Annotated in this window: 13 protein-coding genes; 3 read left to right on the forward strand and 10 right to left on the reverse strand. The window is 46.9% G+C overall.

Going from position 1 to position 16,434, the window contains the following annotated elements; genetic code table 11:
* Window positions 1–88: 88 nt before the first annotated feature.
* Window positions 89–991, reverse strand: a complete 903-nt coding sequence (locus BN1234_RS08695; RefSeq protein ID WP_054956267.1) for a DUF6612 family protein — start codon at window positions 989–991, stop codon at window positions 89–91.
* A 122-nt stretch (window positions 992–1,113) separates the two neighbouring features.
* Between BN1234_RS08695 and BN1234_RS08700 the strand changes: the two genes are divergently transcribed.
* Window positions 1,114–1,692, forward strand: a complete 579-nt coding sequence (locus BN1234_RS08700) for an SLOG family protein (RefSeq protein ID WP_054956268.1) — start codon at window positions 1,114–1,116, stop codon at window positions 1,690–1,692.
* A 5-nt stretch (window positions 1,693–1,697) separates the two neighbouring features.
* Here BN1234_RS08700 and ald read toward each other — a convergent pair whose 3' ends face one another.
* On the reverse strand, window positions 1,698–2,822 hold the full coding sequence (gene ald / locus BN1234_RS08705) for an alanine dehydrogenase (protein ID WP_054956269.1): 1,125 nt from the start codon (window positions 2,820–2,822) through the stop codon (window positions 1,698–1,700).
* A gap of 184 nt (window positions 2,823–3,006) precedes the next feature.
* Window positions 3,007–4,572 carry a sensor domain-containing diguanylate cyclase gene (locus tag BN1234_RS08710; protein ID WP_156337178.1) on the reverse strand — a complete coding sequence of 522 codons (1,566 nt, stop codon included), beginning with the start codon at window positions 4,570–4,572 and terminating at the stop codon, window positions 3,007–3,009.
* 219 nt (window positions 4,573–4,791) lie between these two features.
* Between BN1234_RS08710 and BN1234_RS08715 the strand changes: the two genes are divergently transcribed.
* On the forward strand, window positions 4,792–6,039 hold the full coding sequence (locus BN1234_RS08715; RefSeq protein ID WP_054956270.1) for an ATP-binding protein: 1,248 nt from the start codon (window positions 4,792–4,794) through the stop codon (window positions 6,037–6,039).
* A 68-nt stretch (window positions 6,040–6,107) separates the two neighbouring features.
* On the opposite strand, the gene BN1234_RS08720 is transcribed toward BN1234_RS08715, so the two are convergent.
* The 7 genes from BN1234_RS08720 to BN1234_RS08750 all read right to left on the reverse strand — a co-directional run bounded on the left by BN1234_RS08720 (window position 6,108) and on the right by BN1234_RS08750 (window position 15,078).
* Window positions 6,108–8,069 (reverse strand): tetratricopeptide repeat protein, encoded by a 1,962-nt coding sequence (locus BN1234_RS08720; protein ID WP_245640130.1) that lies wholly within the window; start codon window positions 8,067–8,069, stop codon window positions 6,108–6,110.
* A gap of 210 nt (window positions 8,070–8,279) precedes the next feature.
* Window positions 8,280–9,311 carry an ABC transporter ATP-binding protein gene (locus BN1234_RS08725; RefSeq protein WP_054956272.1) on the reverse strand — a complete coding sequence of 344 codons (1,032 nt, stop codon included), beginning with the start codon at window positions 9,309–9,311 and terminating at the stop codon, window positions 8,280–8,282.
* Window positions 9,312–9,324: 13 nt separating this feature from the next.
* Entirely contained in the window at window positions 9,325–10,125 is an 801-nt protein-coding gene (locus BN1234_RS08730) for an ABC transporter permease (RefSeq protein WP_054956273.1), read from the reverse strand.
* Complete coding sequence (locus tag BN1234_RS08735; RefSeq protein ID WP_054956274.1) at window positions 10,122–10,898, reverse strand: ABC transporter permease; 777 nt, start codon at window positions 10,896–10,898, stop codon at window positions 10,122–10,124. The genes BN1234_RS08730 and BN1234_RS08735 overlap by 4 nt, the downstream gene beginning before the upstream one ends.
* Window positions 10,899–11,101: 203 nt before the next feature.
* Window positions 11,102–11,431 carry a thioredoxin family protein gene (locus BN1234_RS08740; protein ID WP_054956275.1) on the reverse strand — a complete coding sequence of 110 codons (330 nt, stop codon included), beginning with the start codon at window positions 11,429–11,431 and terminating at the stop codon, window positions 11,102–11,104.
* A gap of 64 nt (window positions 11,432–11,495) precedes the next feature.
* On the reverse strand, window positions 11,496–13,358 hold the full coding sequence (locus tag BN1234_RS08745; RefSeq protein ID WP_054956276.1) for an ABC transporter ATP-binding protein: 1,863 nt from the start codon (window positions 13,356–13,358) through the stop codon (window positions 11,496–11,498).
* Window positions 13,339–15,078 carry an ABC transporter ATP-binding protein gene (locus tag BN1234_RS08750; protein WP_054956277.1) on the reverse strand — a complete coding sequence of 580 codons (1,740 nt, stop codon included), beginning with the start codon at window positions 15,076–15,078 and terminating at the stop codon, window positions 13,339–13,341. Before BN1234_RS08750 ends, BN1234_RS08745 begins: the two co-directional genes overlap by 20 nt.
* A 219-nt stretch (window positions 15,079–15,297) precedes the next feature.
* Here BN1234_RS08750 and BN1234_RS08755 point away from each other — a divergent pair, with 219 nt between their 5' ends.
* Complete coding sequence (locus tag BN1234_RS08755; RefSeq protein WP_054956278.1) at window positions 15,298–16,350, forward strand: hypothetical protein; 1,053 nt, start codon at window positions 15,298–15,300, stop codon at window positions 16,348–16,350.
* Window positions 16,351–16,434 lie beyond the last annotated feature (84 nt).

A 16,434-nucleotide genomic window follows, 5' to 3' on the forward strand; every position in this document is an offset into this window, starting at 1 on the left:
TCTCAAGCAGGCTGATAATCTAAAAAGAAGCTTTCCCCGAGTAGAATAACTACTTAAGGAAAGCTCTTTTTTGATAAGAATAAATTAATTATTTCGCGTTGCCAGAGGCCTTCGCACTATCGAGTGCTTCCTGTGGAACTTCAATCTTATCGATCTCATTATGCTTCGTATACTCGCTCTTCATCTTCATATCTATGGTGAGGCTTTGACCATCCTGTTTCGTGGACAATACCATATCCACATCGGATTTGGTTGGCAGATAAGTGTCTTTTTTCACTCCATACATGATTTTCATGCTCTTGATATCCATTTGCTCCAGCATGGCAGCCGTCTGATCGTTAGAACCGCCAGCCTGGCTCATATAGGATTTGGCCAACTCCTTCAAACTGTCACCAGAAACATCAGCCGTCAAAATATATGAATCGCCCTCTTCGGCAATTTTCGTATCCTTGGTGATTGTCTTAAACTGCTCCAGCTGCTTCTCTGGGCCTTCCTTGGTCATCTCCATATTAGCCATAATTTCTTTGACATTCTCCTCCGGAAGCTGGAACCACTGGCCATCTACAGAAGAATAAACGCCATTCTGCGTAATATACTGCTTGATATCCTGCTTGCCCTCACCTGGTATATCCATTGTCATTTCCTGAACCATTTCCAGCGGATCGAGTGTAGTTTCCACATTCATTACTATACTAACGTCCTGCTCCTGCTTGTTTTCGCCGTCACCAAATACCATATTTTGTTTAATGTCGGTATCGAGTGCGAAGCTCTTCATCTTCTGGCTGGCTTCTGCTGACTTCTGAATCAGCTCATCCACTGTAGGGAGTGCATCCTCTTTCGGCGCTTCTGCATTCGTTTTTTCATTGTTACCTGACTTTTGCTCCGTAGGAGTTGTGCCCGTTGTGTCTCCACCCGTCTCTTTCTCTTTGCTACACGCTGTGATTCCTAAAACTAAAGTCATGCTTAATAATGCAACCATCCATTTTTTCAAAACAATTTCCTCCTAAAATATGTATTCCAATGTCATTACCCCATATGCAACAGAATGTAACACTCAAAAATATGATATGATTTTATCTGCATCAAAATATTCATCAAGGGATGTGCCTCAAGTTGAAAAACCTCCTGATTACCGGATATCGAGCTCATGAACTCGGCATTTATAATAACAAACATAAGGGAATCCCATATATCCGCAAAGCGATCGAAGCGAGACTCATCCCGCTGATTGAGGAGGGACTGGAGTGGGTCATTACACCAGGGCAATACGGAGTGGATCTCTGGGCATGTGAAGCAGCCATCTTGTTAAAATCCCGATACCCTCATCTGAAATGCTCGATTATTACAGCCTATACACACCCGGAAGAAAAGTGGAGCGATGAGAAAAAAGAATACTACCAGCAAATTCTCAGGGGCATTGATTATTACGCTGCTGTCAGCAAAGACTCATACCAAGGAAGCTGGCAGTTTAAAGCCAGAGACGAGCTCCTGTTCCGAAAAACAGATGGAATTTTACTTGTATATGACGAAGACTCCGGTGAAGCCAGTCCTAAATACGTAAAGGAGCGCGCCCTGAAAAAGCATATGGAAGAAGGCTATCAATACCTCAGCATTGGATCTGAAGAAATTCAGGCCGTTGCAGATGAAGATCGCGGCGAACCTGAATTTTATGATGGATATGAAGATCAATAATTTATTCAGCCATGATTGGACCAGTAAGCTTCTAAACTTGTAAACTCATAGCCATGAGCATCAGCAACCGCTTGATAAGTTACCTTGCCTCCGATCACATTAATCCCCTTAGCCAGTGCGCGATTTTCCATAGATGCCTGCCGAATTCCTTGATTTGCGATCTTGATCCCATATGGAGTAGTTGCATTGGTCAGTGCCAGCGTAGAGGTACGGGCAACCGCTCCGGGCATGTTAGCCACGGCATAATGAATAACACCATGCTTTTCGTAGGTTGGATTATCATGAGTTGTAATGCGGTCAATCGTTTCAATGGAACCTCCCTGATCGATAGCCACATCTACGATAACAGAGCCGGGGCTCATCCCCTTCACCATCTCTTCGGTCACTAACCGGGGCGCGCGAGCGCCTGGTATGAGTACAGCACCGATCACAAGATCAGCCTCTCTAACCGTCTCTGCAATATGAAAAGGATCGGACATGATCGTCTTGAGACGGCCTTGAAACTGGTCATCGAGCTGACGCAGACGATTCGGATTAATATCCATTATGCTGACATCTGCACCCAAGCCAAGTGCAACCCGTGCAGCGTTGGTTCCCACTATGCCGCCTCCAATGACAGCAACCTTCCCCGGTGCGACACCAGGGACTCCACTAAGGAGCACCCCTTTGCCGCCGTGGGCCTTTTCCAAAAAATGAGCACCGATCTGGATCGACATTCTTCCTGCTACCTCACTCATCGGTGTAAGCAAAGGCAGACTCCCTTCATCCAGTTGAATTGTTTCATAAGCAATCGCTGTTACTTTTGTATCTACCAATGCCTTGGTCAATTCCGCCTCCGGAGCTAAATGTAAATATGTGTACAGGATCAGTCCTTCCCGAAAATAGCCGTACTCCTCAGGCAGCGGTTCCTTTACCTTGATGACCATATCAGCGGACCAAGCCTCTTTTGCCGTTGCAACAATTCGGGCGCCTGCAGTTCTGTAGTCTTCATCGGTGAATCCGATCCCCTCGCCAGCTCCCGACTGGACCCATACCTCATGCCCGCCATTTCTGTAGCTTATAGCTGTCCCCGGTGTCATTCCAACACGGTTCTCATTATTCTTTATTTCCTTCGGAACTCCAATGATCATGAGCTTCAACACTCCTTAAGGTCATAAAATTTGTTCTACAGTTTTATACCCATTTAATGGCTGGGACCCATCCATGATCATCATACGACTCCCGCGTTTATTCCATGTTATATATAAAAACTCTCTTTAACTTAAGCCGTGATTTTATAGCACCATCAGCTGTTTAAAGAGAGTTCGTATATGATTATATTTTGATTGTTTCTTTCTCTTCGGAATACATCGTAATCCGGTTTCTTCCTCCAAGCTTAGACTTGTATAGAGCCGTATCCGCTCGCTCTAACAGTTCCTTGGCTGTTATCAGCTCGGATGGATGATAAAGTGCAATCCCCATCGATACCGTTACAACGATTTCATCCGGACCGGGACTTGACGCCATCCTCTGTCTTAAATTTTCAGCAATAGCATATGGTTCCTCAATATCTTCAATTTTCATAAGGATACCAAACTCTTCTCCACCATAGCGGAAGCAAATGTCCTGCTCTCTTGCAGTCAACCTCATTTCTGCTGCAAGATGCTTGAGCACTTCATCGCCTACCGCATGACCATACATATCGTTAACCCGTTTGAAGAAATCGATATCCAGTAAAACAAGTGCAAATGACACCCGGTCCTCTAACCATTCTTGAAGTGTCAAATCAAATGTCTTGCGATTCGCAAGCCCTGTAAGCCCATCGATCTGGATCTCATCATTAAGAAGATTCAAATGATTGCCTATGCTCTGGTGCAGCTGTTTCACTTCATAAATAAGGGAAGCGACCTTCGGCATCTGCGGCGGAACGGATTTCTTCGACATTACAGCTTCTTCCGAGAATCTTGCCAGCTCGTATAAAGGTAATGCAATATAACGTGCAACACGCAAGGCGATGAACAGAATAATGATACAAACGGGCAGCGCCTGAAGTATAATATTTAAGGCGAGCTTCCTGAGCGGTTCATTAAGAACAGAAACCGGGGTTTGCGAGACAATTCCCCACCCGCCCTTCGGTTCATAAGCATAGCCTGCAAAAAAAGAATTCTCTTGGGAGTTCATAATCTCGGATGATCCATTTTTTCCACTGATCACTTTCAATATAACTTCGTTACTTTGCACTTGCTCATTAATACGCTTGGGATCCGGATGAAAAATAAGGCGGGCATGCTCATCCACGACATAGACATATGAGCCGTTGTCATAAAAATGCTCATTCAGCAGCCGGCTCAAAACATTATCCTCCTGCAAATAAATCGTTCCGCCTGCGAAGCCTTTATATTGACCATTCGCGTCATAGATTGGTGATGAGATCAGCAGGATCAGGCGCCCCGTTGCCGCTATGTAGGGCTCCGATATGAACGAAGTCCTCTTCTCGATCGCTTGAATAGATGCTTCAGATGTAAGCTGGCTCCCTTTCAAGCTATATGACTGATCAGGCGTCATCCACTTAATATACCGGTCTGAATCCGTAATAACAACCGAATTGAAATACTGCTCATTCGCTTTAAACCAGATCCCCAATTCCTGATGACTAAAAGAAGACTCTCCGGCCAATTGAGCCAGGCCGTTCATGTTATCCTGCATAATATTCAGAATATCAGTCGTGTTGGAGGCCAGTTTCTTGGCGTACTGATGATTATTGTCCAAATAATTCGAGGTTAAAGATCTTATATTGGCACTGATCGCCAAATATCCTCCGACGACAGCGGTTATTAATACCGATCCAACAACGAGTAAACCAAGTATAATCCGAAGTTTAAACCCTTTGCGCTTTCTCACAGTGTGCCTTCCTTCGTTCCAAAATATCAATCCTGGAGACCCGATTAGTCAGGCTTGACCCAGGATCATTTCTCCATTGTACCAAAACTTAGGGTATTTTGGCGCTGATCCATAAAATTTTCAAGTTTTATATAAATGCCAAGGGATTTCTTCTGTCTATGTCGAAAGATTAATCCTCAATGAGGAGAGATATACATTTAAATTAGAGGGTGAAATATTTTGTGGGGAATCAAAGATATACTCCTTCAGCTTTTGTTTGCACTTTCACCATTTGTTATATATAACATCCACTACCGTAAGCTTGAGATTAATTATTCCAAACGGTTTATTCTGATTACCTGCTCATTCTGTTTATTGGTATCGATGTCTTTTCCCTCCAGCACACAAGAAGGCTTTATCTTTGACAGCAGGTATGTCATTATGTTTTTTGGTATTTTGTTTGGCGGGATATCGACAGGCCTGATCCTGCTGGGAGAATTCATCATTTACCGCCTTTACATCGGTGGCGCAGCTACCTTTGATGCATTAATTATTCAAGCATTCACCTTTCCTTTATCCATTCTTTTGTGCTCTCTCTACCACAAAATCAGAAATGGACATATCATCACTTTTGTCGCGGGAATCGGCTTTTCTCTCATCCCTTTCATCGAGCTCTACATAAACCACCCGGATTACATCATCGCAAATTTATCTTTCAATATTCTTGTCATTCCGGTTCAGAACTGTCTTGGTATCTGGCTGCTTGTCACTCTATTTAATAAATCCGTCCAGGATAAAGAATTTTATCTCAAGCATATTCAGAATGAAAAGGTAGAGGCGATCAATCAGGTCGCAGCATCACTGGCCCATGAGGTCAGAAATCCACTTACCACCGTTCTTGGTTTCCTCAAATTAATACGTTCGAACAGCTTTAACAAGGAAAAAACCGAGCGTTTCATAGATATCAGCATCGAAGAGATCCATCGAACTGAGCAAATATTATCTGACTATCTGTCGATCAGTAAACCACTTGAATGTATTCAACAGAAAATTGATCTGGTAAGCCAGCTGCGAACCGTTGTTGAAGTGATGACTCCGTATGCCATTATGAATAATGTTACGCTGGAAACAGAGTCTCTTGCTTCTCCTATCCTAATCTTTGGTAATCCTTCAGAACTCAAACAGCTTCTCGTTAATTTCATCAAAAATGCGATCGAAGCCTGTATGAATGTCCCTTGTGCTCGCGTTGGAATATCCTTCAGAATTCATCTTCAGAGGGTACAGCTTGTCATCGAGGATAATGGAATTGGAATGGATCAGGAGCAGCTAAGCCGCCTGGGCTCCATCTATTACTCCACGAAGAGTACAGGTACCGGACTTGGACTCACTTATTCTTATCAAGCAATCCGGTCCATGAACGGAACCGTCTCCGTGCAAAGCGAGCCCCGGTCTGGAACGAGCTTCACGATATCGCTGCCGCTGGCATAATGAGTGGTATGTTTAGCCGTAAAAAAAGCAGGTCGCTCAAGGGATGATCCCCTGGGCGATCTGCTTTTTTAGGACAAATACAACTGATGACCATACATTGCGGACAATTTTTCGACAGCCCGCTCCAGGATCATTTCATCAAAACCCTCTAATCCTTGAATTGCTCTAATTCTGTCAGCAGGCGAATCCTCTTTGTTTAAGTGCAGACTCCAGTTCACAATGTTCTGGATTGTTTCCTCGGATTCAAACTGGTGAAAATATATGTGCGCCTTGTACAAATAACTCTCTGCATGCTCAGGCAAGATGCTTAACACCTCATCAAAAGCCTCCAAAGCCGCCTCCTCATCATGATCCTTGTAATTGATCTGTCCTAATCGATAGTAAGCTCCCGGATGGCCTGGCTGCAGTTCGAGGAACCTCATAATATCCATTCTGGCTCTCGCATAATCCATCATGGCTAAATAAACAGCGCTTCGAAGACTGTACAGCCCTGCATAATTGACATCCAGCTCAATACCTTGCGAACAATCAGACAGCGCCCGTTCCAATTGGCCAGTCTCAAAAAAACATCCTGCCCGGAATTCATACAGTTTCGCATTACCGGAGGCCGCTTGAATAGCCTTGGTATACGAGTCAATCGCTAAATCCCATAAACCCATCTCTTTATAAATATGACCGCTTGCTGTCAAATAAGTAGGATGGTGTTCGTACTCAGGGTCCAGTTCAGCAGCTTTTTGCAGCTCCAGCATCGCTTCTTCATTCTTGCCCTGTAAATACAGCACATAACTCTGTTTGTTATGAATCTCGGATATGTCATTTATCTTTAATGCCTCCTGCAGAGCCTCTTCAGCAGCAGTCAAATTCCCTTTCTCAATATAAATATCTGCACGCTGGGTATAGTTAGCGGCATCGTCTTTTTCTAACTCAAGCAGCTTATCATTCAATTTAACAGCTTCGTCATGACGCCCTAAGCGAAACAGGGCATCGGCCATCCAGTAGCACACAAGCGGAGATTCCGGATGCAAACGGTACAGCTTCGCAATTACATCCGCAGCTTTGTCCTCCTCATCGTAATTCCGGTACAATCTGGCAAGCCCAAAATAGGCACGGAAGTCGTTCATATCCTGGTGGATGGCAAGCTCCAGATCCTCTACAGCCTCCGACTTCTTACCCCACTCTGTATAAACCTCCGCCCGTTTCAAATAGAGATCCACAGCACCTGTATAGATCTGTAGTCCTTCTGAAGCCGCATGAACACCTTTTTCATATTGACCTAACCGCAGGAACATGTCCGCGAGCAGCAGCCGGAATGAAAAGGTCTCCTTCATCTGTCTCTGAAAGGTGAGGAAGGCTCCGCGGCTATAATTCGTACTTGCATTGAACAAACTGAACCCTTGATCCGGCTCAGCTTCATATCGGTCAGACAAAACCACTCCCTGTAATAAGACGGATACGGCATGCTCCAACTCACCGATCAAATCGAGACATCTGGCAAGCATGCAATAATACATCGGAATGGCCCGTTCCGGATTTCTTACGCTTTCCCTGAAGCAATCAACCGCATCACCCGGATTACCGCTCTCATAATACGCCATCCCGAGCTCATAATAAGTGGATATTGCGGAATCCTTATCCTCTCGCTTGATCGATTCCTTCAGATCCCTAATCGCCTCATTGTACCTGCCAAGATCCTTATATGTAACACCTCTCGTATACCAGGTTATATAATTATCGCTATTAAGCTCAATCGCTTCGTTCAGATCGGATATCGCTTCTTCTTCCCGGTTCAGTTCCCGTAGAATATGGGCCCTCCGCTCGTAAGCCACTCCTGCTCCCTTCCATTCTATAACCTGTCCAAGATAGGCAATAGCTTCTTCCGAATGCCCTGTATGATGCAGCATCTCAGCGTATGTAATCTGATCAGTTAATGATTGTATAGCTCTATGACCTTTTCTAATATATCTGAGAGCCTTCTCTAGATCTTGTCGACTCTGATAATAGCGCCCGAGCTTGAGCCAGATTCTGTCCATTACAAGCATTTCTCTCACCCTTTAAGTTTGTATGTATGACATTATGATTCCAAATCATTCCTCATGCTTACTATATTACTTCATCATTACCCAAACCAAGTATAGCTGCTTATAATCTTATAAAAAAACAGGGAAACCTCGCGGCTTCCCCTCCTGCTCAGATTCAACTCATATTTTCCCTAAAATACAATCATATGTCCAGCCTCTTATTCAATACACCTTATGAATGACATCCTCAAAGTCCGGATTCTCCATATCGATATCATCCAGATCTCCCCAGCCCCCAAGCTCTTTAATCACATCCATCGTATTCATTTCCCGCCGATTGACTTCGATCGTAACCACATTCTCATTCACATCAGTTACGCGGATCGTAGGAGGAATTGCTGCAGTCTTTATGGTATGGGCCAATTTCAAGCCAGGGGCTGCCATCCCATGCTTCAGATAGGAATCGGGTACTTGAATAGCCCCTTTATATGTCACCGTAATTCGAGTTGGCAATCCAATCGTATCTCTCAGGGAACGGGTTGTTCCATCAAACGTCAGCTCACCGTTGTTAATAACCATCACCCGGCTGCACAGCTGTTCAATATCATCCATGTCATGGGTGGTGAGAAGAATGGTTTTGCCAAAATCCTTGTTCAGCAGGGTCAGAAACTGCCTTATATTCCGCTTGGCGTTCACATCAAGGCCAATGGTTGGCTCATCCAGGAACAATATATCCGGGTCATGCAGCATCGCTGCCGCAAGGTCGGCGCGCATCCGCTGTCCGAGCGACAGCTTCCGAACAGGCGTTTCCCAGAACGCCTTCAAATCGAGAAGCTCTGTAAACTGATCAAGTCTCCGCTGCTTATCGTTATTATCCACCGAATACATTTTTGCCAAAATATCATATGAATCCTTCACCGGCAGATCCCACCACAGCTGACTGCGCTGACCGAACACGACACCCAGATTCTGTACGACCCGGCGTCGGTCTTTATGGGGGTTCATTCCCCGAATGGAAACCTCACCGGAAGTCGGATGCAGAATACCCGTGAGCATTTTGATTGTTGTTGACTTGCCTGCCCCGTTCGGTCCTATGTATCCCACGAATTCCCCTTTGTTGACGGTAAAGCTAATGTTACGAACCGCTTCTTTAATCTTATAATCTCTGGAAAAAAGAGTTCTCAAACCAGCAAACCGCCCCTGTCTTACTACCGGGGTCTTAAATTCCTTGCGTATGTTATGTACCTCAATCATTCGTTATTCCTCCTTAGCTCCCAGCGCTCTGGTATTTAGTAATGCCATACCGCCAGAACCGAAGGCTGAGGGCAAAGCATGCTACTGCAACGAAGGCGACAGCCGGCAATACCCAGGGGCCAAGTTCCCCGCGCAGTATGTATAATGAAGGCACATAATTCACGAAACCAACAGGCACAACGATGAGCAATATAGACGACATCCATCGGGGATACAGGGACAGCGGATATTGCGCCGCGGTGCGTGCAGCATCTTCGGTAATGGTCTGCAGCTCATTGATCCGGGTCGTCCAGAACCCGAGTGTTGCTGTAGCAAGCCCGATCGAGAACAGAATGACAGCCCCTGTACCAATAATGAATACGGTCTGAGGCACGGCAATCCAATCGACCTGACCGCTGTTCATCATGCCGCTAATCGATAAGATCAGCAGGAATCCTCCCTGCAGCACCTCACCAAGCATGATGCGGAAGTTTTGCGGCATCAGTGCAAGCAGCACGGGCATAGGCCGGGTCAGCAGCTGGTCAAGCTCGCCGGAAACAAGGTATTTCTCCAGATGATGCACTTCATCCGCGAAGGTCCGATATAGTGTCTTCGAGAGTGTCATCACCGCAAACAAATATCCGATTTCATACAGAGACCAGCCTTGAATGGCCCCGAATTTATGAAGCACAATGGCAACCATCAAAAATTCTGAAATCTGAATGAGCGCAGCGAGCAGAGATGCAAGGACGAAGTTGAATTTGTACTGCATACGGCTTTTGATACTTGTTCGAATCAGCAGTCCATATAAAGAAATCCAGGATTTCATCGTCATCCTCCCTGTACCTCCACTTTACGGCGAAGGAATCCGGTCGCAAGAAGACATACCACGGTAAACAGAACGCACCAGAACAGCGTGCCCCATAAAGCCGAAGCATGACCTAAGCCGAGATAGAATCTAGTAGGAACATATAGCAGGTACGGATAAGGTGACCACCAGGCGATACGTTCAAGCCAATCCGGCAGCCATTCAATCGGTATGAAAAATCCGGCAAGCAAATTAATGAGAGCGTGATTTCCCCAATAGAGCCATGAAGATTCCGTTGTCCACAGGGCAGATGCGCCAATCAGATAATTGATGCAAATCGACAGATATGCGGCTCCGGCTAATGCAATAACGGCGTAAAGAAGGGAAGACTTTTGCAAAGGGAAGGAGAGTGAAAAGGCGAAATAATAGACGAGATAGATGGGAATGGATTTATACACGAGCTGGTAGGCAATTTGCCCCCATTCCTTGGCCATCAAGTGGCTGAACAAATGGACAGGACGCATCAAATCGAGTGAAATGTGGCCGGTCCTGACCGCCTGGGGTATACCCAGACCATTCGTAACAAAGCTTGCGATCCATAACGCAGACTGGGTAAAGGCAATATAACTTACCATCCCTTGCGTCCCGTATTCTCCTAGGGAGTAGTCTGCCCCTAGACCAATCCAGATACAGGCATACATGAAGCCAAACATCGCACTCGCGATATTATGGACCATATGTGCGCCCCGGTACTGCAAATTTCGGGCATAGGCCTTGGAAGCCAGTGTGAAATAAAGCATGGAACACCTCCGATAAGTAGTTGTTGACGGCATATCCGTCCACTTCAGACAAGGCGAAAATGAGAGAAGGACATTAGAATACCAGAACATTCCATTATAGGCAAGAGGTTTTTTGAGAGAATTACACTGCAAGCTTGAAGGAAGAAAAAAGAGGCATCCCGCAAGATCATAGATCTCTTGGGACACCTCCATTGATGGGATAATTATCCTTCCCTGAGCGCTTCCTCGTACTGTGACAGCACGTGCTCCAGTTCATCAAAGCGGACGAACCGGGCAACGCGGAATACTTCCTTCCCTTCAAAAAACAGGATTACCGTCGGCGCAGAAAACGCCAGGTAAGCTGAAGCCACCTCAGGTGCATCCTCCATGTAAACATATATGCCTGTCACATCAGGATGTGACTCCAGCATTACGGCAACCTTAGCCTGAACCGATTCACATACGCCGCATTGCCCTGTCTTTACGACGAACAGAACAAGCCTTTGCTCCTCGATTACATGCTGAATTGCCTCCTGTGACATTAATTGCTGCATAATATCTCCTCACTTTCATACCGTAGAGGGGCCAAGCTGTCTTTTCAAACACAGCTGGTTGCTGTTACAACGCAGCCCTCTTCAATTGACTATGGTACAAGTCACTGTAGAATCCACCCTGCTTCAACAGTTCTTCATGCGAGCCCTGCTCCAGAAGCTGTCCCTCCTTCAAAACCAGGATACGGTCAGCTTGCCGGATGGTATTCAAGCGGTGTGCAATGACAAAGCTTGTGCGCCCCTTCATGAGGCGCTGCAATCCTTCCTGGATTTTGATCTCAGTCACGGTATCGATACTGCTTGTTGCTTCATCCAGCACCAGCATAGCAGGGTCTGCCAAAATGGCCCGGGCAATAGCAAGCAGCTGTTTCTGGCCTTGGCTGATTCCGCTGCCCCCCTCCTTCAGAACCTTGTCATAACCGTCATTCAGTCGCATGATGAAGGAATGAGCATTCGCCAGCTTCGCCGCTTCCTCGACCTCCTCATCACTTGCGTCCAGACGGCCAAAACGGATATTGTCCCGGATCGTTCCTTCAAACAGGAACGAGTCCTGCAGCACAAATGCCATATGACTACGCAGGCTTTCCCGCTGAATCGTTGTAATATCCCGGCCATCTACCGTAATCATTCCGCTTTTCGGATCATAAAAGCGGGAAAGAAGCTGGATGAGTGTCGTTTTTCCAGCTCCGGTAGGACCGACCAAAGCGATCATCTCCCCCGGTTTGGCCTGAAAGCTGATCCCCTCAAGCGTATCAGAGTCACCATCTTTCTCATAGGAGAAGGAAACATTCTTAAAGGTTACTGCCCCCTCTATTTGCGCCAGCTTCACCGCTTTACCTTCATCCTTCGCTTCTACCTCTTCATCCAGCACCTCAAATACCCGCTCCGCACCTGCAATAGCAGATAGCAGCGTATTCCACTGGTTCGCCAGATCATTCAGCGGCCGGGTGAACTGCCTTGCATAGCTCTCAAAGATAACAATGACCCCTATCGAAATATACCCCTTAATGGCCATAATGCCGCCAATGCCCGCAACAATCGCAAAGCTCAGGTTATTAAGACCATTCATCACCTTAGGAATGAAGCCCGATATCGTTTGTGCCCAGAAGCCGGACAAGCGAATTTTGGCGTTACGCTCACCGAACTCCCGAATAACCCGCTCCTCTTGAGAAAAAGCCTTGATAATACGCTGACCAGAAAGCGTTTCTTCAATGTAGCCGTTCAGTTCACCAAGATTCCGCTGGCGCTCCTTAAACAGCGGGCCTGTCCGCCGGGTAATCCACCTCATCCCCAGCGCCATCAAAGGAACGACGATAAATGTCAGGAGAGTCAGAAGCGGGCTGAGCCACAGCATAACCGATACTGTTCCAGCGAGTGTCAGCACACTCGAAAATATCTGAATCGCAGAGCTGTTAAGGGTGGAGCTGACATTCTCAATATCATTCGTTAACCGGCTCATGATCTCACCCTGCTGCCTCTTTCCAAAGAACGGGATCGGAAGACGGTGCAAATGCGTGAACAGATCCATCCGCATCCGGTATACCGTCTCTTGAGCAATACCAATCATCCATATATTGTGGAGCCAGGTTGTTAATGCCTGAAGAACATATACAATAGCCAATCCTATAAGGAAGTAAACCCATGTCGGTCCGCCGCTTCCGCCTGACCTGCTCGCATCCATGAGGAAATCGTCCACAGCAGTCCCCAGCAAATACGGTCCAAGCAGCGCTAATCCCGAGCTTACCATTACCATCAGCAGGACGAGTGACAGCTTCCCTTTTCGGCGTGCTAAATAGGACCAGATGCGGCGAAGTGTCGCTGACCAGTTTTTTGCCTTAACATTTGATTTCCGGCTGAAAATCCCCGTGCCTTCTCCCAGTTCAAATTTGGGCCTCTGGTGACGGAATGGTTCAGTGATTGCTTTGAACATGCTGTACCTCCTCCCCGTATTGGGACTCATAAATGCGGCGATACAGTGAGGAGCTGTCCATTAAAGCCTCATGATCCCCTTGTGCAATCAACCGTCCGTCATCTAGCAGCAGGATATGATCCGCCGATGTCGTGGAGCTGATCTTCTGTGTAATCAAAAATGTCGTACAGGACAAATCCTTCAGTGCATCAAGCAACGCTGCCTCGGTCCGTACGTCAAGTGCACTGGTGCTGTCGTCCAGAATCAGAATGGCCGGCTTGCGAACCAGCGCTCTCGCGATGGATAAGCGCTGCTTCTGACCACCAGAGAGGTTCACACCCCGCTGACCGATCATTGTATCGTAACCGTGAGGCAAGCCCTCAATGGTCTCATGGATTTGAGCCCGTCTGGCAGCTTCCCGGATTTCCTCCATCGTTGCCTGCTCTTGTCCCCAGGCGATATTGTCTCGTACTGTGCCGGAAAACAGCAGTACTTCCTGCGGAACATAACCGATGCTTCGCCGTAAATGATCCGGGTTCAGCTTGCTCGCCTCTATTCCATCTACCCGGACTGTACCTGAATTCTCTTCATACAATCGGGGAATCAGCTGGACCAATGAAGATTTACCCGAACCTGTGGCGCCCATAATCGCAATACGCTCACCTGGACTCACCTTAAACGAAATATTCGACAAGACCTTAATATCACTTCCAGGATAGCTGAAGCTTACATCCGTAAACTCTACTCCGCCTTCCACTGCCTTGTTCCCCGTAGTCATCTGTAACTCATAAGCGTCATTCTCCGTCTTCATGACTTCCTCTATCCGCCCGGCAGACGCACGCGCTCTGGATAATACCATGACAAGTCCCGACAAGGCCGACATAGCTCCGATACAGCGCAGCGTATAGTTAAGCACTGCAACGACTTCCCCCATGGAAGCACCATTTCCGGTCGCAATATCGTTACGGCCGAACCATAGAATTGCAAGAATGGCCGCATTCATGATGATGAGAATAAAAGGCATCGTCCGCTCGGTCATCCGAAGCGTAGACACCGTATCCTTCATAAGCTGTCCGGAAGAACGGGCAAACCGCTGGGTCTCATGCCCCATTCGTACAAATACACGGATCAGCCGGATTCCCGTCAGGTTCTCCTGGATTACTCCATTCACTGCATCCAGACGTTTCTGTACTTGACGGAAGGAAACAGCAGCCTTTTTCATAATCCAGGCGATGAACATAAATAATGCCGGCACGGTCAGTACCAGCCACAGTCCAAGCTTCACATTAACGAAAAGTGCCATAATGATACTTCCCGATACGACAAGCGGAACCCGTGTCATAAACCGTAAACCCATAAACACCGTATCCTGAATCTGTGTCACATCTCCAGTCAGCCGCGTGATCAGAGAAGATGCTGCAAACCGGTTAAACACCGCATAAGAGAAGGATTGAACCTTATCATACAGCCTGTCCCGCATATCATATCCAAGCCCCTGGCTTGTATGAGCTGCGAAGAAGGAGCTGGCTATGCCCGCTGCAAATGCAATGACAGAGCTTCCCATGAGCACCCCGCCCCACATCCATACTACGGTTAAATCATTATGCTGGATTCCGTCATCAATAATTTTGGACATGATCAGCGGCTGCACTAACTCAAGCGTGAGCTCAATCAGCATCATCGCAAGCGCCGCTAAAGCGGCAACCCGGTACTTCTTCAAAAACGAAAAAACGATTCCCATTCACATTCCTCCGGCTTCCGGGCCTTGATGTCGCAACAGCGCGTTATGCGAAGGCCTTCCATAATAACATCAATATTTCGTTCATAACCACATATGTACATTATAACGTTTTTTTTCAGGCTGAATCGTTTAGAAATAGAAATTTGCTCGGGGAAGTGCTAAATGAATAGCCCATTTTTTTCGATATAGTATATAGCAATGTAGAAAGAAGAGGATGTCATGAATCTACCGCAGACGTTTACGTTAAATGAAGAAGGATACACCCTGATCCAGAAATTGGTGCTTTTCCGGATCGAAGAAGATCTGTCGTATGAACAGCATACCTTAAGGCTGATTGAAGAGAAGCAGCAGCATATCGCGCAGAAGAACGGATTCATTCACTCGCTGAATAAGGCCCATAAGGATCACGCAGCCGCAAAGGTCATGGAGCGAATCCGCCGCAAAGAGGAATGGAAAGCGTACTGGGAAGCGAAGTATTTGCTTGTACTCCCGGAAAGTCTCCGCAACACATCCACCGAGATGCTGATCAGCCAATACAGCGAAACGGCCAACGGGCGAGTACAGCTGTTTCTCATTATGCAGGAAGTTATTCATACGCCGATTTACTATGATATGGACCACTTTAAGAATGTTGGCGAAGAGGCCCATTTTGAAGCTCATATCGATAAAATTTCATTGATGTGCGGCTTCGGCCCTTGGGGCAAGAAGATTTATAAAAACACCGAGAAGTTCTTCATAGATATCAAGGATGAAGGCGGGAAGATGCTGAAATGGGGCATCACTGGCCTCGTCGGCATTGGATCCGTCGCAGCTGTGCTGGCACTGCCTGTCATTGCCCCCGCCGTTGGCGGGATGCTCGGCCTTTCCGGGGCCGCTGCTACAACGGCTGGTCTTGCCATGCTTGGCGGCGGCTCGATTGCAGCGGGCGGTCTTGGAATGGCCGGCGGCATGACAGTGCTTGTCGGCGGAAGCAGCCTGCTTGGTGCGATAGCCGGCGGCACTGTGGGCAAGATGCTGAGCCAAATTCCCCAGGAGGCTGTTGCACTCCAGATTATCAAGGTCATCAACCTGATCCACTTTCTGAAATCAGACGATAACCGTCATCAGGCTGAAACCATGGGGGCCTTGATCCAGGCTCAAAACATGTTCCTTGATTTCAAACAGCAGACCGAGAGAGAGATGGTACTGAACGGAATCTACAGCAATAAAAAAGACATGATGCAGATGTCACACATTTTGAACAGAGCATTCCGGCAGCTGATTAATGGTTAAACAACAACGGGCCCCGCATCATGGCGGAGCCCGTTGTTTCTTTTCTCAATAAGCTATAGATGAGATTTATTCTTTCGTACCCAA

Source organism: Paenibacillus dakarensis (assembly GCF_001373415.1).
Taxonomy (GTDB): domain Bacteria; phylum Bacillota; class Bacilli; order Paenibacillales; family Paenibacillaceae; genus Paenibacillus_AQ; species Paenibacillus_AQ dakarensis.

What these genes read in the sequence shown, in the direction of transcription:
- ald (WP_054956269.1), bottom strand. Translation starts at nt 2,822, where the DNA reads ATGATCATTGGAGTTCCGAAGGAAATAAAGAATAATGAGAACCGTGTT.
- BN1234_RS08720 (WP_245640130.1), bottom strand. Translation starts at nt 8,069, where the DNA reads ATGGACAGAATCTGGCTCAAGCTCGGGCGCTATTATCAGAGTCGACAA.
- BN1234_RS08725 (WP_054956272.1), bottom strand. Translation starts at nt 9,311, where the DNA reads ATGATTGAGGTACATAACATACGCAAGGAATTTAAGACCCCGGTAGTA.
- BN1234_RS08730 (WP_054956273.1), bottom strand. Translation starts at nt 10,125, where the DNA reads ATGACGATGAAATCCTGGATTTCTTTATATGGACTGCTGATTCGAACA.
- BN1234_RS08735 (WP_054956274.1), bottom strand. Translation starts at nt 10,898, where the DNA reads ATGCTTTATTTCACACTGGCTTCCAAGGCCTATGCCCGAAATTTGCAG.
- BN1234_RS08740 (WP_054956275.1), bottom strand. Translation starts at nt 11,431, where the DNA reads ATGCAGCAATTAATGTCACAGGAGGCAATTCAGCATGTAATCGAGGAG.
- BN1234_RS08745 (WP_054956276.1), bottom strand. Translation starts at nt 13,358, where the DNA reads ATGTTCAAAGCAATCACTGAACCATTCCGTCACCAGAGGCCCAAATTT.
- BN1234_RS08750 (WP_054956277.1), bottom strand. Translation starts at nt 15,078, where the DNA reads ATGGGAATCGTTTTTTCGTTTTTGAAGAAGTACCGGGTTGCCGCTTTA.
- BN1234_RS08755 (WP_054956278.1), top strand. Translation starts at nt 15,298, where the DNA reads ATGAATCTACCGCAGACGTTTACGTTAAATGAAGAAGGATACACCCTG.